This is a genomic window from Streptomyces macrolidinus, assembly GCF_023887685.1.
GTDB lineage: Bacteria > Actinomycetota > Actinomycetes > Streptomycetales > Streptomycetaceae > Streptomyces > Streptomyces macrolidinus.
In genome coordinates, this window is sequence record NZ_JAMWMR010000019.1 from 63,520 (window position 1) to 80,414 (window position 16,895).

Annotated in this window: 20 protein-coding genes, 1 tRNA gene and 2 pseudogenes; 7 read left to right on the forward strand and 16 right to left on the reverse strand. The window is 70.2% G+C overall.

Annotated elements, in window-relative coordinates; translation table 11 throughout:
• The first annotated feature begins 197 nt into the window (after nucleotides 1-197).
• The 5 genes from NGF19_RS20550 (at nucleotide 198) to NGF19_RS20570 (ending at nucleotide 3,586) form a co-directional block, all read left to right on the forward strand.
• A complete protein-coding gene (locus NGF19_RS20550) occupies nucleotides 198-626 on the forward strand; it encodes a signal protein (RefSeq protein ID WP_252426529.1) in 429 nt (142 codons plus the stop codon).
• Nucleotides 627-792: 166 nt separating this feature from the next.
• Nucleotides 793-1,350 carry a DinB family protein gene (locus NGF19_RS20555; RefSeq protein WP_252426530.1) on the forward strand — a complete coding sequence of 186 codons (558 nt, stop codon included), beginning with the start codon at nucleotides 793-795 and terminating at the stop codon, nucleotides 1,348-1,350.
• Between the two features lie 52 nt (nucleotides 1,351-1,402).
• Entirely contained in the window at nucleotides 1,403-2,272 is an 870-nt protein-coding gene (locus NGF19_RS20560) for a DUF2797 domain-containing protein (protein ID WP_252426531.1), read from the forward strand.
• Nucleotides 2,273-2,338: 66 nt separating this feature from the next.
• A complete protein-coding gene (locus NGF19_RS20565; RefSeq protein ID WP_252426532.1) occupies nucleotides 2,339-2,737 on the forward strand; it encodes an antibiotic biosynthesis monooxygenase family protein in 399 nt (132 codons plus the stop codon).
• 108 nt (nucleotides 2,738-2,845) lie between these two features.
• Nucleotides 2,846-3,586 (forward strand): response regulator transcription factor, encoded by a 741-nt coding sequence (locus tag NGF19_RS20570; protein WP_289735886.1) that lies wholly within the window; start codon nucleotides 2,846-2,848, stop codon nucleotides 3,584-3,586.
• 53 nt (nucleotides 3,587-3,639) lie between these two features.
• On the opposite strand, the gene NGF19_RS20575 is transcribed toward NGF19_RS20570, so the two are convergent.
• The 4 genes and pseudogenes from NGF19_RS20575 to NGF19_RS20590 all read right to left on the reverse strand — a co-directional run.
• Nucleotides 3,640-4,113 carry a PPOX class F420-dependent oxidoreductase gene (locus NGF19_RS20575; RefSeq protein ID WP_252426533.1) on the reverse strand — a complete coding sequence of 158 codons (474 nt, stop codon included), beginning with the start codon at nucleotides 4,111-4,113 and terminating at the stop codon, nucleotides 3,640-3,642.
• 71 nt (nucleotides 4,114-4,184) lie between these two features.
• Nucleotides 4,185-5,006 carry a YceI family protein gene (locus NGF19_RS20580; protein WP_252426591.1) on the reverse strand — a complete coding sequence of 274 codons (822 nt, stop codon included), beginning with the start codon at nucleotides 5,004-5,006 and terminating at the stop codon, nucleotides 4,185-4,187.
• Nucleotides 5,007-5,129: 123 nt separating this feature from the next.
• Nucleotides 5,130-7,550, reverse strand: a pseudogene (locus NGF19_RS20585) (MFS transporter); the annotation flags it as partial.
• A gap of 97 nt (nucleotides 7,551-7,647) precedes the next feature.
• Nucleotides 7,648-8,149: pseudogene (locus tag NGF19_RS20590) on the reverse strand (MarR family winged helix-turn-helix transcriptional regulator); the annotation flags it as partial.
• Nucleotides 8,150-8,446: 297 nt separating this feature from the next.
• Here NGF19_RS20590 and NGF19_RS20595 point away from each other — a divergent pair.
• Nucleotides 8,447-8,641 carry a hypothetical protein gene (locus tag NGF19_RS20595; protein ID WP_252426535.1) on the forward strand — a complete coding sequence of 65 codons (195 nt, stop codon included), beginning with the start codon at nucleotides 8,447-8,449 and terminating at the stop codon, nucleotides 8,639-8,641.
• A 191-nt stretch (nucleotides 8,642-8,832) separates the two neighbouring features.
• Here the strand turns inward: NGF19_RS20595 and NGF19_RS20600 are convergent, their stop codons facing one another.
• The 8 genes from NGF19_RS20600 to NGF19_RS20635 all read right to left on the reverse strand — a co-directional run bounded on the left by NGF19_RS20600 (nucleotide 8,833) and on the right by NGF19_RS20635 (nucleotide 13,983).
• The gene (locus NGF19_RS20600) at nucleotides 8,833-9,744 is read right to left on the reverse strand and encodes an RNA polymerase sigma factor SigF (RefSeq protein WP_252426536.1); all 912 of its coding nucleotides are present in this window, start codon (nucleotides 9,742-9,744) and stop codon (nucleotides 8,833-8,835) included.
• A 245-nt stretch (nucleotides 9,745-9,989) separates the two neighbouring features.
• A complete protein-coding gene (locus NGF19_RS20605) occupies nucleotides 9,990-10,985 on the reverse strand; it encodes an RNA polymerase sigma factor SigF (RefSeq protein ID WP_252426538.1) in 996 nt (331 codons plus the stop codon).
• 220 nt (nucleotides 10,986-11,205) lie between these two features.
• Nucleotides 11,206-11,499, reverse strand: coding sequence for a Dabb family protein (locus tag NGF19_RS20610; protein ID WP_252426539.1), 294 nt, complete (start codon nucleotides 11,497-11,499; stop codon nucleotides 11,206-11,208).
• Between the two features lie 61 nt (nucleotides 11,500-11,560).
• Nucleotides 11,561-11,737, reverse strand: coding sequence for a hypothetical protein (locus NGF19_RS20615; RefSeq protein ID WP_252426540.1), 177 nt, complete (start codon nucleotides 11,735-11,737; stop codon nucleotides 11,561-11,563).
• Between the two features lie 580 nt (nucleotides 11,738-12,317).
• Nucleotides 12,318-12,402 (reverse strand) — tRNA-Ser (locus NGF19_RS20620).
• Between the two features lie 69 nt (nucleotides 12,403-12,471).
• Nucleotides 12,472-12,900 carry a tRNA adenosine(34) deaminase TadA gene (gene tadA / locus NGF19_RS20625; RefSeq protein ID WP_252426592.1) on the reverse strand — a complete coding sequence of 143 codons (429 nt, stop codon included), beginning with the start codon at nucleotides 12,898-12,900 and terminating at the stop codon, nucleotides 12,472-12,474.
• Nucleotides 12,901-12,972: 72 nt separating this feature from the next.
• Nucleotides 12,973-13,506 carry a tRNA adenosine deaminase-associated protein gene (locus NGF19_RS20630; protein ID WP_252426593.1) on the reverse strand — a complete coding sequence of 178 codons (534 nt, stop codon included), beginning with the start codon at nucleotides 13,504-13,506 and terminating at the stop codon, nucleotides 12,973-12,975.
• 270 nt (nucleotides 13,507-13,776) lie between these two features.
• Nucleotides 13,777-13,983: a hypothetical protein gene (locus NGF19_RS20635; protein WP_372505705.1), complete on the reverse strand. Its 207-nt coding sequence runs from the start codon at nucleotides 13,981-13,983 to the stop codon at nucleotides 13,777-13,779.
• A 135-nt stretch (nucleotides 13,984-14,118) separates the two neighbouring features.
• On the opposite strand from NGF19_RS20635, the gene upp reads away from it, so the two are divergent.
• Entirely contained in the window at nucleotides 14,119-14,754 is a 636-nt protein-coding gene (gene upp, locus NGF19_RS20640) for a uracil phosphoribosyltransferase (protein WP_252426542.1), read from the forward strand.
• A gap of 97 nt (nucleotides 14,755-14,851) precedes the next feature.
• On the opposite strand, the gene NGF19_RS20645 is transcribed toward upp, so the two are convergent.
• The 4 genes from NGF19_RS20645 to NGF19_RS20660 form a co-directional block, all read right to left on the reverse strand.
• A complete protein-coding gene (locus NGF19_RS20645) occupies nucleotides 14,852-15,493 on the reverse strand; it encodes a LytR C-terminal domain-containing protein (protein ID WP_252426543.1) in 642 nt (213 codons plus the stop codon).
• 126 nt (nucleotides 15,494-15,619) lie between these two features.
• On the reverse strand, nucleotides 15,620-15,916 hold the full coding sequence (locus NGF19_RS20650) for a type II toxin-antitoxin system VapB family antitoxin (protein WP_004943146.1): 297 nt from the start codon (nucleotides 15,914-15,916) through the stop codon (nucleotides 15,620-15,622).
• Nucleotides 15,917-16,246: 330 nt separating this feature from the next.
• A complete protein-coding gene (locus NGF19_RS20655) occupies nucleotides 16,247-16,390 on the reverse strand; it encodes a hypothetical protein (RefSeq protein ID WP_252426544.1) in 144 nt (47 codons plus the stop codon).
• Between the two features lie 58 nt (nucleotides 16,391-16,448).
• Nucleotides 16,449-16,793: a hypothetical protein gene (locus tag NGF19_RS20660; RefSeq protein WP_252426545.1), complete on the reverse strand. Its 345-nt coding sequence runs from the start codon at nucleotides 16,791-16,793 to the stop codon at nucleotides 16,449-16,451.
• Nucleotides 16,794-16,895: the final 102 nt, after the last annotated feature.

The window sequence follows — 16,895 nt, forward strand, 5'->3', positions numbered from 1 at the left end:
GGCTGACCGCTGTGGTGCTGGCGTCCTTGGCGGGGTGTGGGACCCAGGCAGCCGCGGACCCGGAGGGCGCGGAACGAGCGGCGCCGGCCAGCACCGCTCCGGTGGCGAAGAACGCTCACCTCCCTTCTGCGGAGCTGCAAGGCCGATGGTGGACATGGGCAGCGTCGGAACCCGAAGCGACCAACCCTGTCGCAGACATGGACGGGAGCGAGTGCGAACGCAATCAACCGCACGACGTCTGGTTCCTGGCCGGAACCTTCGGCGGTCAGGTCAAGCGCGCGTGCGAGGTTCCCAGCGGGCGTCCGATTGCTGTGCCTGTGATCAATCTGGTCGGAGACAGTCAGACCTGTGCGGCCTTCGTGAGCAGCGCGCAGGGGACTGTGTTCCTCGACGGCAAGGCGGTCGAGCCGGAGACCTACGAAGGTGACCCGATCATGGCGCAAGCTGTTCAAGGCAACCCGGTCACCGGAGAGGAAGGACCCTTTACAGGTACAGGGTGCGGCCTGTGGGTGCAGTTGCCGCCCCTCGCTTCCGGGACGCACTCCCTGAAGGTCCGCGGGCGGTCAGGCGACTTCTCGATCGGTGTGGACTACGCGTTGACCATCGCAGCCTCGTCGACCCAGTAGTCCTTCTGGTCCTCCTCGCTCGCTTCCGCGGAGACCTCCATCGTCATGGCCGTCTGCGAGTGCCGCAGGATCCTCCGCGGGCCGACGTTCTTAGGTCAGGATCTGACCTCTATGACTCCTAGTGTCGTCTCCGGACCGACCGGACGGAACACGGAAGGCAGAGATCATGACCCGTAACGAGCTGCGTACTCAGGACCTGACCGACGCGCCGGCTGCCCAGGGTGAGCGGGCCGATCTGTTGGAAGCGTTGGCCAAGCAGCGAGGCTTCCTGCGCTTCACCACCCGCGACCTCACGGACGCGCAGGCCCGGGAGCGGACCACCTCCAGCGAGCTGTGCCTGGGCGGGTTGATCAAGCACGTCACCGCGGTCGAGCGAGCGTGGGCGGGCTTCATCGTGGGCGGTCCCGAGACGATGCCTGACTTCACCGCCATGACCGAGGACGACTGGGCCCGGCGGGCCGAACAGTTCCGGCTGTTGCCCGACGAGACGCTGGCCGGTGTGCTGGCCGACTACGCCGAAGTGGCCCGCAGGACCGATGAGCTGGTCGCCTCTCTGCCCGACCTGGACGCCACCCAGCCGCTGCCGAAGGCACCGTGGAACGAGCCCGGCACCAGTTGGTCGGCTCGCCGGGTGCTGATGCACGTCATCGCCGAGACCGCCCAGCACGCCGGGCACGCCGACATCATCCGGGAGTCCCTGGACGGCGCGAAGACCATGGGCTGACCGGCTCCGCGCGCCCACCGCGTTGTCAGTGGTCCCCTCTACCCTCGAAGCGATGACTCAGGTGTGGCGGTGCACGGGGCTGCGGTGGGGTGACGGCATGCCCGTGCTCGGCTGGGAAGGCGGGCGGCGCAGTGATCTGCGACGCGGGAAGCGCGTGGCCTTCGCCATCGTGGCGGGAGGCGTACGGACCTGCGTGGGCGCGCGGGGGCACGCATGTCCGGCGCGGACCGCGGTCTCCGGCCGGAGCACCGGAGCGCGCTGCGAGGAGTGCGCGCGGCTGGACCGGGCGCACTCCGTCGCCGCGGATACCGTCGCCGACGACCCGCGGCCGTACCACGTCTATCTGGCATGGTTCGGGCCCGGCATGGTCAAGGTCGGGATCACCGCGGTCGAGCGCGGCCCGGCGCGACTGCTGGAGCAGGGTGCCGTCTCCTTCAGTTGGCTGGGGCGCGGGCCGCTGATGGCGGCCCGGCGCGCCGAGGAGCTGCTGCGGGCCGCGCTGCGGGTGCCCGACCGGATTCCGTACGCCGACAAGCGGGCGGTACGGGCCGCGCTGCCGCCGGTCGAGGAGCGGACCGCCGAGCTGGCGGACGTGCACGCGCGGGCGGTCGCGCTCGACGCCTGGCCGGAGTCGCTGGAGCGGGCGCCGTTCCGGGCCGTCGACCACTGCGGGGTGTTCGGGCTCGACGGGCTGGCGCGGGCGGACGGTGTGGTGGGGGAGCTGGTCGCGGGCGGGGCGGTGAGCGGTGACCTGCTGGCCGCCGCCGGACCCGATCTGCACCTGGCCACGGGGCGCGGGACCGTCGTACTGGACACGCGGTTGATGACGGGATGGGAGCTGACGGCGGCGACGGGGAGGGACGAAACGACCGTGCCGATACGGGAGTTGGCTGACCCTGGCGTCCAGGACGGGCTGTTCTGACCCGCGGGTGGACTGCTGTGCTCTCGTCGGCGATCGTGGGGCGGCATGAGCGATGATCACTGCAGCGTGCCTGACGTTCCCGCCGCGCCTCCCGCGCCCGTTCACTCCGCCCTACCGGCCTCGGCCCCCTTCGGCGCCTGCGAACCCCCGTACTACGCCGTCGTCTTCACATCCGTACGGACCGACGACCACGACGGATACGAGGAGACCAACGAGCTGATGGACGAGCTGGTCAAGGAGGTCCCCGGGTATCTCGGGACGGACCACGCCCGGACGCCGGGCGGACTGTCCCTGACCGTCGGGTACTTCCGGGACCTCGCGGCCATCGAGGCATGGCGGAGCGATTCGCGGCATCGCGCGGCCCAGAAGCACGGCCGTGAGCACTGGTACGAGAGGTACACGGTGCATGTCGCCAAGGTCGAGCGTAGCTACGCGTTCGAGGCCGAGGGCGACGCCACCACGTGAACGCCGCGGTGCGGCCCCGCTGTTGCCTGAGAGGCACGGGTCTGTTTCTCAGGGAAAACACAGGTGGCGGAAAGAGAGCTCTCAGAGGGCGCCGAGAAGGTGTCCACCATGACCACGACCTCGCCTCAGATGCGCCCCGAACTGCTCCGGTCGGACGGGAGCCCCGTCCGTGTGCTGGTGGTGGACGACGAACTGTCGATCGCCGAACTGCTGTCGATGGCCCTGCGATACGAGGGCTGGCGGATCCGCAGCGCGAGTGACGGACAGGGCGCTGTGCAGGCCGCGCGCGAGTTCCGGCCCGACGTGGTGGTCCTCGACATGATGCTCCCGGACACGGACGGCCTGACCGTCCTGGGGCGGCTGCGGCGCGAACTGCCGCAGGTCCCCGTGCTCTTCCTCACCGCCAAGGACGCCGTCGAGGACCGGGTCGCGGGCCTGACCGCCGGGGGCGACGACTACGTCACCAAGCCGTTCAGTGTGGAAGAGGTCGTGGCCCGGCTGCGCGGTCTGATCCGGCGCTCCGGTGCCGCCGACCGCCGCTCCGGCTCCGTGCTGGTCGTCGGGGACCTCGCCCTCGACGAGGACAGCCACGAGGTGACGCGGGGCGGTGAGGACATCCACCTCACCGCCACCGAGTTCGAACTGCTCCGCTTCCTGATGCGCAACCCGCGGCGCGTGCTCAGCAAGGCGCAGATCCTGGACCGCGTATGGTCGTACGACTTCGGCGGGCGGGCCAATGTCGTCGAGCTGTACATCTCCTACCTGCGGCGGAAGATCGACGCGGGCCGTGAGCCGATGATCCACACCCGGCGCGGCGCCGGCTACATGATCAAGCCCGCGCAATCGTGAGCGGCGGCGCGGCGTCCTCCGGCGCCTTCGGGGAGCCGCGTGCCCCTTCCTGTTCAGTCCTCCGAGGCCACCAGACGGGCCGGGAACCCGCCTGTCGCCACCGGCCCCCACCGCACCGGGGTCACCCGGATGATGGACTTGCCCTGCCTGACCATGGCCTGCCGGTACTCGTCCCAGTCCGGGTGCTCACCCGCGATGGTGCGGTAGTACTCGACGAGCGGCTCGACGGAGTCCGGTGTGTCGATGACCTCGGCCGTGCCGTCGACCTGGACCCACGGCCCGTTCCACTCGTCGCTGAGCACGATCAGGCTGACCCGCTCGTCCCGCTTGGCGTTGCGGGTCTTGGCGCGCTCCGGGTAGGTGGAGACCACGATCCGTCCCGAATCGTCGACCCCGCAGGTCAGCGGGGAACCCTGGGGGCTCCCGTCGGCCCGTCGGGTCAGCAGGACGGCGCGGTGGCGGGGCCGTACGAAGTCGAGCAACTCGTCCAGCGTCACGGCGGTGTTGGTCGCGATGTTCGGTGCCATGAGGCGCAGCCTAGGCGGAGAACGGGCCCGCGCGGACGGGCCCGCGCGGAGTGACCGCCGAGCGGGGGGCGCTACGCCTGCGGCAGCGACTCGCCCTGCACCGCCTGGATGTCCAGCTCCACCTTCAGCGTCGTGCCGATCGCGGCGATGCCCGCCTGGACCACCTGGTTGTAGTTCATCGCGAAGTCCTCACGGCGCAGTTCCGCCGTCGCGCGGAAGGCGGCGCGGGTGCCGCCCCAGGGGTCGGAGCCGGTGCCGAGGTAGGCGAGGTCCAGATCGACGGGGCGTACGACGCCGTGCAGGGTCAGCTCGCCGTGTACCGTCCAGCGGTCCGAGCCCGCCGCGGTCAGACCGGTCGAGCGGTAGGTGATCTCCGGGTACTGCTCGACGTCCAGGAAGTCCGCCGACCGCAGATGGGTGTCGCGCATACCGTTGCCCGTGTCGATGGACGCGGCGCGGATGACGGCTTCGACCCGGGACTTCTCCACCTCGTCCGGCGCGATCTCGATGCGTGCGGAGAAGTCCGTGAACCGGCCGTGCACGCTGGAGATCCCCAGATGCTGTGCGACCGCGCCGACCGAGGAGTGCGCCGGGTCGACGGTCCACGGACCGGGCGGCGGCAGCTCGGTGCCGCCCTGCCGGGCGAGCGTGACCGTACCGATCTCGGCGCGTCCGCTCGCCGTGACGATCGCACTGGCAGCCGCGGGCGCGTACCCGACCGCGGTCACGATCACGGTGTAGGCACCGGGGTCCAGCGCGGTCGTGTCCCGTACGGTCCCGTCCCCGTCGGCCTCGGCGCGCAGCACCTGCCGGCCGGTCATGTCGGTCACGGTGACGACCGCGTGCGACACGGCCCATCCGTCCCGGGTACGGATCCGTGCGGTCAGTGCCATCGTGTGGTCTCCCTGAGTTCGTGCTCTGAGTTCTTGAAATATCCGTGCGGAACGGACAAAAGAATCCGGCTCGTGGGGGCGCGCCTTGTTCGCAGCGCGCCCCCACGAGCCGGGGAACCTCTCCTCGCCCGGGTGGGCCAGTTCGATGTCGTGGTCGTCGACGCCCTGTCCGGACAGGGTCAGCGCGGTGGCCACCGGCGGGTAGTCCGTCGCGATGACGGTGTACTCACCGCTGTCCAGGTCGGTGAAGGCGTACGCCCCGTCCGCGCCGGTCATGGCCGTGCCGACCACGTTGCCCGCCGCGTCCACCAGCGTCACGCGGGCGTCCGTGAGAGGACCGTGCGGGGACCGTACGACGCCCTGGACCTGGGCACCGGCGTCGAGGTCGACCTCGATCCGGGTGACCCCGGTGCCGCCCACCTCGACGGGCAGCGCCCGCGGACGGAAGCCGGCGGCGTTCACCGCGACCGTGACCGCACCCGGCACCAGCTCGGTGAAGGAGAAGTCGCCCTCCTCACCGGTGGTCCCGGTGGCCAGCAGGTCGCCGCGCACATCGGTGACGATCACCATCGCGTCCTTGACGGGCCGCGTGGTCCCGGAGGCCCGGACGACCCCGCTCAGCCCGCTGGTGCCGCTGAGCAGGATGTCGTACGACACCGGCTCCTCGTGCACGACGATCGTCGAGGCCTGTGGCTGGAAGCCGTCGGCGGAGGCGATCAGGACGTACGAGCCCGCGCCCGGCGCGTCCACCGCGTAGGAACCGTCGGCCTGGGCGACCGCGCGGCCCAACTGCCGTCCCCCGAGGGAGATCAGCGTGACGGCGGGGTGCGGAACGGGGGCGTTCCCGGTCCGCGGACAAGGCCGCGGACCGGGAACGCCCCCGTAGGGCTGCTGAGTTCCGTCCGCGGCACCCTGTCCGGGCGAAGCCGACGGCACGGCGGAGGCTCAGCTCGTGGCCTTCTCCTCGGCAGGGGCGGCAGCCTCGGCAGCGGCCTTCGGTGCGTCCTGCACCGTGTCCTCGGACGAGGCGGCCTGCGTCTGCGCGCTGGCGGTCCGCAGCGGGACCTCCTTGATGAACAGGGTGATCAGGAAGGCGAGGAACGCCATGCCCGCTGCGATCAGGAAGACATCCGCGATGCCGTGGCCGTACGCGCTCTCCATGACCGTGCGCAGCGGCGCGGGCAGCTTGTCCATGTCCGGGATCGAGCTGTTGCCGCTGGAACTCGAGGCGAGCTGTGCGTACTTGGGGCCGAGGTCGGTGAGGCCGTCCTTGACGTAGTCCGTGATCCTGTGGACCATGACCGCGCCCAGCGCGGAGACACCCACCGCACCGCCGAGGGAGCGGAAGAACGTGACCGTCGAGCTGGCCGAACCCAGGTCCTCGGCCTCCACCTGGTTCTGCGTGCACAGCACCAGGTTCTGCATCATCATGCCGATGCCGAGACCCAGCAGCGCCATGAAGACCGCGACCTTCCAGTAGGCCGTGTCGTAGCGGATGGTGCTCAGCAGACCGAGACCGGCCGTCACCAGCACACCACCGCTGACCAGCCAGGCCTTCCACTTGCCGGTCCGGGTGATGATCTGGCCGGAGACGGTGGAGGAGACGAACAGGCCGCCGATCATCGGGATCGTCAGCACACCCGACATCGTCGGGGACTTGTCCCGCGCCAACTGGAAGTACTGGGCGAAGAAGACCGTGCCGGCGAACATCGCGACACCCACGAAGAGCGAGGCGAGCGACGACAGCGTGATCGTGCGGTTGCGGAACAGGCGCAGCGGGATGATCGGCTCGCTGGCCTTGGACTCGATGAAGACGAAGATCGCGCCGAGGACGACCGAGCCGGCCACCATGGTGTACGTCTGCCACGACAGCCAGTCGTACTTGTCACCGGCGAAGGTGACCCAGACCAGCAGCAGGCTGACCGCGGCGGAGATGAAGAACGCGCCGGCCCAGTCGACCTTCACGTCCCGCTTCACCACGGGCAGGCGCAGGGTCTTCTGGAGCACGATCAGGGCGATGACCGCGAACGGCACACCGACGTAGAAGCACCAGCGCCAGCCGAGCCACGAGGTGTCGGTGATGACACCGCCGAGCAGCGGGCCACCGACGGTGGCGACGGCGAAGGTGGCGCCGAGGTAGCCGGAGTACCGGCCACGCTCACGCGGCGAGATCATCGCGGCCATGACGATCTGGGCCAGCGCCGACAGACCGCCGACGCCGATGCCCTGGACGACACGGCAGGCGATGAGCGTGCCGGGGTTCTGTGACAGACCCGCGGCCATCGAGCCGAGAACGTAGATGCTCAGGGCTATCTGGACCAGTGCCTTCTTGCTGTACAGGTCCGCGAGCTTGCCCCACAGCGGGGTGGTCGCGGTCATGGCCAGCAGCGAGGCGGTGACGACCCAGGTATAGGCCGACTGGCCGCCGCCGAGGTCACTGATGATCTGCGGCAGAGCGTTGGAGACGATCGTGGACGACAGGATCGCCACGAACATGCCGAGCAGCAGCCCGGAGAGGGCCTCCATGATCTGCCGGTGAGTCATCGGAGCGCCGTCAGGGGAGCCTCCCCCGTCCTTGGCGTGGGCCCGCACACCGTCTGGTGTGGTCGTTGCCATGGGCTTCCTTTATTTGTGTTCGTTGTGCAGGTGTACGGGTGGTCTGATCAGGCAACGGGGTCCGTCGCGGGTGCGCCCGGCGCGAGCCGCGGCGTGGAGCGACAGTCGCCGAAGCTCTGCCGCAGCCTTCCCATGAGGTCGGTGAGGAGGGCGACGTCGTCGTCGCTCCAGTCGCTCAGCCGGTCGGCGAGCAGTTCGCAGCTGCGCCGGAACAGCTCGTCGAGCTGTTCCTGGCCGGCGTCCGTCAGATGCAGGATGCGGGAGCGCTTGTCCGCCGGGTCGTGGGAGCGCTCGATCCAGCCGCGGTCCGCGATATGCGCGACGTGGCGACTGGTGACCGACATGTCGACGGCGAGCAGCTCGGCCAGCTTGGTCATGCGCATGTCGCCATGGCGGCCGAGCAGGGTCAGGACGGCGGCCGAGCCTCCGGGGCAGTCGGGCGGCAGTATCCGTCCGAGGCCCCTCTTCACGGCTCCGATGGCGCTGAGCTGACGTGCCAGCTCCTCGTACTGCGCCCGGCCGGCCATCGCACCCCTCCATGTTCGTTGCTTGGGGCAACCATAAGGATGGTTGGTTGCCGTAGGCAAATGAAATGGGGGGTGCTGAGCTAAAAGCTTGGCAAAGGCAAGTGTTGGCGAACGTAAACCCGCAGGTGAACGCGGGTGAGAGGGGATAGCGGCGGTCGGTCCGGCGTTCGAGGGCAAGGTCACCCGCGCTGAAGTGCGCCCGGCGGTGGCTGTCCGGCCGGTGAACGCACCGCGCTCGCGCTCCGACGAGGGGCCCGCACTTGGGCAGTTCCCGCAGATTCGCTAGGGTCTCGGGCCATGGCTAACACCCAGGGACCCCAGGGCAACTACGACCCCGCGGGCAACACCCAGATGTTCCGTGCCTTTGTCGACGAGGCCCCGCAGGCCGCACAGCAGCAGCAGGCTTCGTCCGGCCCCCGCATCGGGCTGATCGTCGGTGTCCTGGCCACGGTGGTGATCGTCGCCGCGGTCGCCTGGCTCGCGCTGAAGTAGGACGAAGCAAGAAGGGCGTCGCCCGGCTCGCACGGACAGGACGCGGGCGGGGCGAGGCCTCATGTCCACGGGACGGGCACGGCACGTCCCGCGCCTCGGTGTGCGCGCCGCACGTCGACGCGCCGCCCCACCGGAAGGGGACCCGGGCCAACCACGAGTCCCCGCAGGCCACTTGAGGCCACCAGGGCCGCTCAGTCGGAGATGAGCCCTTCCCGCAACTGCGCCAACGTACGGGTCAGCAGCCGGGAGACGTGCATCTGCGAGATGCCGACCTCCTCGCCGATCTGGGACTGCGTCATGTTGGCGAAGAAGCGCAGCATGATGATCTGCCGCTCACGGGGCGGGAGTTTGGCCATCAGCGGCTTGAGCGACTCGCGGTACTCCACGCCCTCCAGCGCGCTGTCCTCGTACCCGAGCCGGTCCGCGAGCGAACCCTCGCTGCCGTCGTCCTCGGGGGTCGGGGAGTCCAGCGAGGACGCCGTGTAGGCGTTGCCGACCGCGAGGCCGTCGACCACGTCCTCTTCCGATACGCCCAGCACAGAGGCGAGTTCGGTGACCGTCGGCGAGCGGTCCAGCTTCTGGGACAGCTCGTCGCTGGCCTTGGTGAGGGCCAGGCGCAACTCCTGGAGACGGCGCGGCACCCGGACCGACCACGAGGTGTCCCGGAAGAACCGCTTGATCTCACCGACGACCGTCGGCATCGCGAACGTCGGGAATTCCACGCCACGTTCGCAGTCGAAGCGGTCGATCGCCTTGATCAGCCCGATCGTGCCGACCTGGACGATGTCCTCCATCGGCTCGTTGCGGCTGCGGAAGCGGGCCGCCGCGTACCGCACGAGCGGGAGGTTCAACTCGATGAGCGTGTCCCGGACATAGGCACGCTCCGGGCTGTTCTCGTCGAGTGCGGCGAGCCGCAGGAAGAGGGAGCGGGACAGGGTGCGGGTGTCGATGGCTTCGGAGGACGCAAGGGCCGGGGCCTCGGAGGCCGGAGGTGTCTCGGCACTCGGGAGGTCCTGAGGGGCCTGAAGGTCCGGAAGTACGTCGGTGGCCGAGTCGCTCTGCATGAGCGTGAGCACCTTCGAGCTGCCCTGGTCTGCGGACATGCCACCCCCTTTGGGTCGCGGGACGGTCGCGGCGGACGCTCCCGTCGGAGGAACGCAGCCTCCACCTGAATACCGGCCGGGAGGCTGCGGCAAACGCGCTTCCGGAAGGATGTCACATGTCGGCAACACGCTGTAGTGACATGTCGACACACAAGAGTTGAATACGCCCTGGTTAAACGGGGTCTGAGGGTGTTTCAGAGGAGAACTGTCGAGAAGAGCCCCCGCGGGTGATTCGCTCGCGTGAGTTATGCGTCGATCCTGTTTGCGGATCGCAGCCGCGCGAAGCTTCGGGCGAGGAGCCTTGACACATGCATCTGGGAGACGCCCAGCTCGGCACTGATCTGCGACTGCGTCAGGTTGTTGTAGTAGCGCAGCAGCAGGATCCGCTGTTCCCGCTCGGGCAGTTGGACGAGCAGATGCCGTACGAGGTCGCGGTGCTCGACGCCGTCGAGCGCGGGATCCTCGTAGCCGAGCCGGTCGAGCAGGCCCGGCAGCCCGTCGCCCTCCTGGGCCGCCTCCAGCGAGGTCGCGTGGTACGAGCGGCCCGCCTCGATGCAGGACAGCACCTCCTCCTCGGTGATGCGCAGCCGCTCGGCGATCTCGGCAGTGGTGGGGGAGCGTCCGTGCGCGGTGGTCAGGTCCTCGGTGGCGCTGTTGACCTGCACCCACAGCTCGTGCAGCCGGCGCGGGACATGGACGGTACGGACATTGTCGCGGAAGTAGCGCTTGATCTCACCGACGACGGTCGGCATCGCGAAGGTCGGGAACTGCACGCCCCGGTCGGGGTCGAAGCGGTCGATGGCGTTGATCAGCCCGATCGTGCCGACCTGGACGACGTCTTCCATGGGCTCGTTGCGAGAGCGAAAGCGGGCGGCGGCGTAGCGCACGAGCGGGAGGTTGGCCTCGATGAGCGCCCCGCGGACGCGGCAGTGCTCCGGCGTGCCCGGCTCCAACTCCTTGAGCTGGGTGAAGAGCACCTGGGTGAGGGCGCGGGTGTCGGCGCCGCGGCGCTTGGGGGGCTCCTGCTGTGCGTCGTCCTGAGGATCGTCCGGGGAGGCGTCGGAAGGGGTGTCCGGCGAGGCGCTCGAAGGAGCATGCGGGGAGGCTTCCGAGGGAGCGTCCTGTGAGGCGGCGGCCGGAGCGGATGCCTGGGGCCGGGTGGCAGCCGTGGCGGAGGCCTGGGGCCCGTCGGGGGTCGGGGCCGGAGCCTCGTCCTGGGGCGGCGCACTACGGGCCGACACAGTCAACGCCACCTCTTCATCCGTCCACACATCCGTCAATTCATGTCAAAAGCGGTCATAGCATCACAAGAGATGGACGCGGTGTGCAAGTACCGCATAGCCCCGTGTTGAGGGAGAGTTGGGGCCTGCGGCCATGGGGTCCATGACATAGGGGAGCCCCCCACCGTCCCGGTGAGGGGCTCCTGGAGCGGTGTCGCCCCGAATGCCTGCGTGGTGTCGCTCAGACTTCGTAATCCGCGATCACCCATGTGGCGAACTCACGCCACAGAGCGACGCCCGCCTGGTGCTCGGGGTGCTCGAGGTAGCGCACGAGCGCCTCCGCGTCGTCGACCGCGGAGTTGATCGCGAAGTCGTACGCGATGGGCCGGTCGCTGATGTTCCAGCCGCACTCCCAGAAGCGCAGCTCGTCGATCCGGCCGCCGAGGGCCTGGAAGGCGCGGGCGCCCTCCACGACGCGTGGGTCGTCGCGCTCGACGCCCTCGTTGAGCTTGAAGAGGACCAGGTGGCGGATCACGGGCGCTCCCAGGGGGTGTGACGACGGCCGCCCGGTCGCGAGAGCCTCGCTGGGCTCAGGCTCAGTGGGCTCCGTCGGCGACCCATGTCATGAAGTGGCCGACGGCCTTGGCGGCGCTCGAAATGCCCTCGAACCCTATCTGCACGTAGTCGGCGGCCTTGGCGGGGTCGGTGATGACCACGTAGAGCACGAAGACGACGATCACATACAGCGCGATCTTCTTTCCCTGTACCGCCACCGGCGGCCTCCCCCGTCTGTTACGCCCCGCGGGGCCCGGTTCGCCGGCGGCGAGTGTAACCCGCCCAGGTGTTCGGGGACTCGCAAAAGATCACGTATGCACTATGTCCTCACGAGGTCCGTTCCGCCGTGGGCGTCAGGGACCAATGGCCCAACGGACGGGGCCGTTCGTCCGCCCGGTGCGGCGAGTACGGGCGGCAGGATGGGTCTGTCCACCGGATCTGGCAGGAGCCGGGGGGCCCGAGGACGGGACCCCACTGCGGGGTCCGCGCCGCAGGCTTGCCCAAGGCGTGGCGCGGACTTGGGGTCCCTCCTCAATGGGGGAGGCGGTCTGTTCCCCCGCGACCGCCTCCCCAGCGGTGCCGCGTGCTCCTCGACGGCGCCCGCGTTCTCCCCGACGGCGCCCGCGTTCTCCCCGACGGCGCCCGTGTTCTCCCCAGCGGTGCCGCGTCGTACGCGAGTGGCAAGAACCCTCACGCATCCCCGTCCCCACATCACATTCGCGCCAGGCGCGGGCACGCACGCCACACACCACTGCGCACGCACGAAGGGCCCCGTCCTGAGACGGGGCCCTTCTTCAGCGGTAGCGGAGGGATTTGAACCCTCGGTGACTTGCGCCACACTCGCTTTCGAGGCGAGCTCCTTCGGCCGCTCGGACACGCTACCGAGGGAGACCCTACCCCAAGGTGGGCCATGCCCTGAAATCAGTTTCCGAAGATCATCCGGGGCGAGGCCTCAGCGGGTCCGGAAGAAGTCCGTGAGGAGCCGGGCGCACTCGTCGGCGAGCACCCCTTCGATCACCTCCGGGCGGTGGTTGAGACGCCGGTCGCGCACCAGGTCCCACAGCGATCCGGCGGCGCCCGCCTTCTCGTCGCGGGCGCCGTAGACCACCCGGTCCACCCGGGACTGCTGGAGCGCCCCGGCGCACATCGTGCACGGCTCCAGGGTGACGACGAGCGTGCAGCCGGACAGCCGCCACTCGCCGAGCGCCGCTGCGGCCCGGCGGAGCGCGAGGATCTCCGCGTGGGCCGTCGGATCGCCCGTCGCCTCGCGCTCGTTGTGCCCGGTGGCGAGCACCGAGCCGTCCGTGCCGAGCAGGACGGCGCCGACCGGCACATCACCGCCCGCGGTGGCCCGGCCGGCCTCGTCCAGGGCGAGCCGCATCGCGGCCCGCCACGGATCGCGCACCGGATCGGCGGACGGACTTCCCTCGCTCCCCTCGGTCACCTGGCGCACCTAACGGACGGTCTCCAGGACGTCCGAGGCCCCGAGGGCGTCGGCGATCGCGGTGAGGGCGTCCTGGGCGCCGAGGAGGCGCAGTCGCGGCTCGTCGAAGCCGAGGTCGTCGAGGATCTCGCTGTCCCCCAGGGGGGCGTGCGGTACGGCGGTGTCCGTGCCGTCGCCGTCCTCGTCGTCGGCGGTGTCGGGCTCACCGTCCTCCGTACCGTCGAGGTCGAGGGAGTCCAGGTCGGTGTCGTCGTCTCCGGGCTCCCTTCCGAGCAGTTCGTCCGTGAGCAGGATCTCGCCGTACGAGCTGCGGGCCGCGGCTGCGGCGTCCGAAACGTAGATACGGGGGTCGTCCTCGCCGTCCACGCGGACGAGGCCGAACCATGTGTCCTCCTGCTCGATGAGCACGAGCACCGTGTCCTCGTCGACCGAGGCCTCGCGGGCCAGGTCGGTGAGGTCCGACAGGGTCTCCACATCATCGAGCTCTGTGTCGCTCGCTTCCCACCCGTCTTCGGTGCGCGCGAGCAGTGCGGCGAAGTACACCGTGACTCTCCCACTGGTCATAGGCGTGCCGGTTGGGGGTCCCCCCGGCGGAGGTTACGGGCGGGGAGTGCTTCTCCGAGCCCCACCCACCCGGAATCGTGGCAGAAACAAGGCGCTCCAGGGATGTCTTCGGCTCGCTGTGTCTGCCGTTTCGACCGCGGATACTCCGTTCAAGGCAGTTCACTCACCAGCGCACTCGGTGCCGCCACGAGCGGATCGTACGCGGACCGGGGCCGTGTGGTCGTACGACCACCCCGGACGGCCGCGTCGCTACCAGCGGAAGGTGCGCATCCGCAGGGCGCGACGCAGGCGCGCGGCCTTGGCCCGGCGGGGCCGGACGCGGTCGCGCAGCTCCCGCGCCTCCGCGAGTTCCCGCAGGAACCGGGCGCGGCGCCGCATGCGCTCGGCATCCGTCTCCGGTGCTTCGCGCTCCTCGGGGGAGTCGCGGTCGGGCCTTGGCACACCACTCCATTGCATCCCTCTCACTTTCCCTCCGATGGGGGGTGGGAAGCCAGCGAGGGGGCGGATCAGGACGAACCGGTTTTGGGGCGGGGTGGTGCGCTGACCCATGCGGCTCGGTGGGCGTGCGAGGCCCCCGGCTACTGTGGGGGCATGCGTCTCCACGTCGTCGACCACCCCCTGGTCGCCCACAAGCTCACCACCTTGCGCGACCAGCGCACCGATTCCGCGACCTTCCGTCGGCTCGCCGACGAGCTCGTCACCCTGCTCGCCTACGAGGCCACGCGGGACGTGCGTACCGAGCAGGTCGACATCGCGACCCCGGTCGCGAGGACCACCGGCGTCAAGCTCTCCCACCCGCGCCCGCTGGTCGTACCGATCCTGCGCGCCGGCCTCGGCATGCTCGACGGCATGGTCCGGTTGCTGCCGACCGCCGAGGTGGGCTTCCTGGGCATGATCCGCAACGAGGCGACGCTCGAGGCCTCCACGTACGCGACGCGTATGCCGGAGGATCTCTCGGGTCGCCAGGTGTACGTCCTGGACCCGATGCTCGCGACCGGCGGCACGCTCGTCGCGGCGATCCGGGAGCTGATCAGGCGCGGCGCCGACGACGTGACCGCGGTGGTCCTGCTGGCAGCCCCGGAGGGCGTCAAGATCATGGAGCGCGAACTGGCGGGGACGCCGGTCACCGTCGTGACGGCCGCGGTGGACGAGCGCCTCGACGAGAACGGCTACATCGTGCCGGGGCTCGGAGACGCGGGCGACCGGCTGTACGGAGCGGCGGAGTAAGTCGCCGTTCGGGGCGGGGTGTGGTTCCTGCGTACCGCGGGGTGTGTTCCTGCGTACCGACGACCGCACCTCCGCCCTCAGGGCATGCGGGACGGCCTCAACAGCCGGTCTTCTTGTCGCCCTTGGCCGTGGACGGCGCCGGTGCCGTCAGCGCCGCCAGCGCCTTGTCCGCGTCCGCCTTGCCCGTGAGCGAGGTGAACTCGTCGCCCAGGATCAGGTCGACCGTGGCGTCCTTGCGGGTGTCCGTACGGCGCTCCGCGTGCGCGAGCTGCGTGCCGAGGACCGGCAGCGAGGTGTCGAGGGACGCCTTGGGGCCGAGCAGCACGCCGACGCCCGCGATCTTCTTGTCGTACTCCTTCGTCGCGTTCCCCACGTCACCGATGCGGAAGCCGCGCTTCTTCAGCTCGTCCGCGGCCTGCTTGGCCAGGCCCGTGCGGGGCGTGGCGTTGAGGACGTTGACGGTGATCTGAGCGGGTGCCGGCAGCGCCTTGGCGGCGGCCGTGGGCGATGCGCTCGCCGTCGGGCAGTCCGCCTTCGCACTGGACGCCGTCGCCGTGCTGCCGCCCGTGAAGACATCGATGAGCTGGAGCGTTCCCCAGCCGACCAGACTGAGCGCGGCCACGGACGCGACGATCGCGATCACGAGCCTGCCGCGGCGCCGAGGGCGGCGCATCCGCGGGTACTTGTCCCCCGTGATCCGGTAGTTGCCGCCCATGCCAGGGGGAGTCAGCATGCTCATGGGCGCAGCGTAGTGCGCCCGGACGGCAATGCCTACTAGATGATCATTGACTGCCCCTCAGTCCAACCCGAAAGGGTCAAAGGGCCCCAGGGGGCGGGTCCGCGCCGGGTCCACCGGGTACGCGGGTCAGTCGAGTTCGAGCACCCGTGCGTGCAGGACCTGCCGCTGCTGGAGCGCCGCGCGGACCGCGCGGTGGAGGCCGTCCTCCAGATACAGGTCGCCCTGCCACTTCACGACATGCGCGAAGAGGTCGCCGTAGAACGTCGAGTCCTCGGCGAGCAGGGTCTCCAGATCAAGCTGCTGCTTGGTCGTCACGAGCTGATCGAGGCGGACCGGGCGCGGCGCGACGTCCGCCCACTGCCGGGTGCTTTCCCGGCCGTGGTCGGGGTACGGCCGGCCGTTTCCGATGCGCTTGAAGATCACACGGAAAGCCTACCGGCCAAGACCTTCCGGGCGCAGCCATGGCGGCGGAGTGCGACGCCGGAAAAGAGGCGGTAAACGGGGGCAAAGCGGGAGCTGTTGCGGGAGCGGTTGTCCGGGACGGGGAGCGGCGGGACCGTGTCGGCCGGGCCTTGCCCCGAGGCGCGGAAGTGCCCGCCACCCGCGAAGAGGCGGTTCGGCGCATCGCGTTCGCGTGTGCGGGCGGGCGAGCAGGCGGGGCCGCGCACACGTGTGGATCCGTAAGATCACCCGTTTGGCCCCGGGGCGAGGCGGGGCGGCTGCCAGATGCGGACAGCCGCCGTGCGCTCCGCGCTACTCGCGGTCCTTGTCGGCCGGGAGGGCGTCTTCCAGGGGCTCGGGTTCGGGCAGGGGCTCGGGGTGTGGCCGGGGCTTGGCACTGCGCGCGGCCTCGGCTCGCAGCAGGGCGAGCAGGACCGCGTACGGGTCGCTGGGCATGTCGGTGTCCTCGCGTTGCTGAGTGCTGAGTCGGGGGACGGCGGCGGGACCGGACCTGTCAGCACAGGAGGACGACGGTGCGCAGGGCGTACAGCGTGCCGGAGTACGGCGGGCTCACGGGGGCGGGGAGAAGGGGGTCCGGCGCGGACGGCCAGGCGTGGGGGCGCGGCATCGGTCGCAGCGGCGCGAGGGTGCGGTGACCCGGAAGGCTCGCGGGCCGCAGCGTGGTCAGTACGTCGTGCTCCGCGTCGCACGTCTGGGTCGTGGACGGAGCGATGCGCTCGCCCCCTGCCGCCTCCGCGGGCGCGCCCGCCGCGAACAGCAGCGCGCCGAGCACCAGAAGCACCCGCAGCCAGGCATGCCGCTGTGCGGTGCGGCGTGGGTACTGCGGGGCGGGGCTCACGGGAGGTCATGTGCCCGCCATGCACGCACCGTTCGGCGTGTCGGAGCAAGAACTGCCCTCACGGGCTATCTGTGCGGCGTGAAGTTGACGCGGTGTGCGTGG

Coding starts and splice junctions, on each gene's coding strand:
- NGF19_RS20550 (WP_252426529.1), top strand. CDS start 198: ATGGACGGGAGCGAGTGCGAACGCAATCAACCGCACGACGTCTGGTTC.
- NGF19_RS20555 (WP_252426530.1), top strand. CDS start 793: ATGACCCGTAACGAGCTGCGTACTCAGGACCTGACCGACGCGCCGGCT.
- NGF19_RS20560 (WP_252426531.1), top strand. CDS start 1,403: ATGACTCAGGTGTGGCGGTGCACGGGGCTGCGGTGGGGTGACGGCATG.
- NGF19_RS20570 (WP_289735886.1), top strand. CDS start 2,846: ATGACCACGACCTCGCCTCAGATGCGCCCCGAACTGCTCCGGTCGGAC.
- NGF19_RS20575 (WP_252426533.1), bottom strand. CDS start 4,113: ATGGCACCGAACATCGCGACCAACACCGCCGTGACGCTGGACGAGTTG.
- NGF19_RS20580 (WP_252426591.1), bottom strand. CDS start 5,006: ATGGCACTGACCGCACGGATCCGTACCCGGGACGGATGGGCCGTGTCG.
- NGF19_RS20595 (WP_252426535.1), top strand. CDS start 8,447: ATGGCTAACACCCAGGGACCCCAGGGCAACTACGACCCCGCGGGCAAC.
- NGF19_RS20600 (WP_252426536.1), bottom strand. CDS start 9,744: ATGTCCGCAGACCAGGGCAGCTCGAAGGTGCTCACGCTCATGCAGAGC.
- tadA (WP_252426592.1), bottom strand. CDS start 12,900: ATGCGGCTCGCCCTGGACGAGGCCGGCCGGGCCACCGCGGGCGGTGAT.
- NGF19_RS20635 (WP_372505705.1), bottom strand. CDS start 13,983: ATGCAATGGAGTGGTGTGCCAAGGCCCGACCGCGACTCCCCCGAGGAG.
- upp (WP_252426542.1), top strand. CDS start 14,119: ATGCGTCTCCACGTCGTCGACCACCCCCTGGTCGCCCACAAGCTCACC.
- NGF19_RS20645 (WP_252426543.1), bottom strand. CDS start 15,493: ATGAGCATGCTGACTCCCCCTGGCATGGGCGGCAACTACCGGATCACG.
- NGF19_RS20655 (WP_252426544.1), bottom strand. CDS start 16,390: ATGCCCAGCGACCCGTACGCGGTCCTGCTCGCCCTGCTGCGAGCCGAG.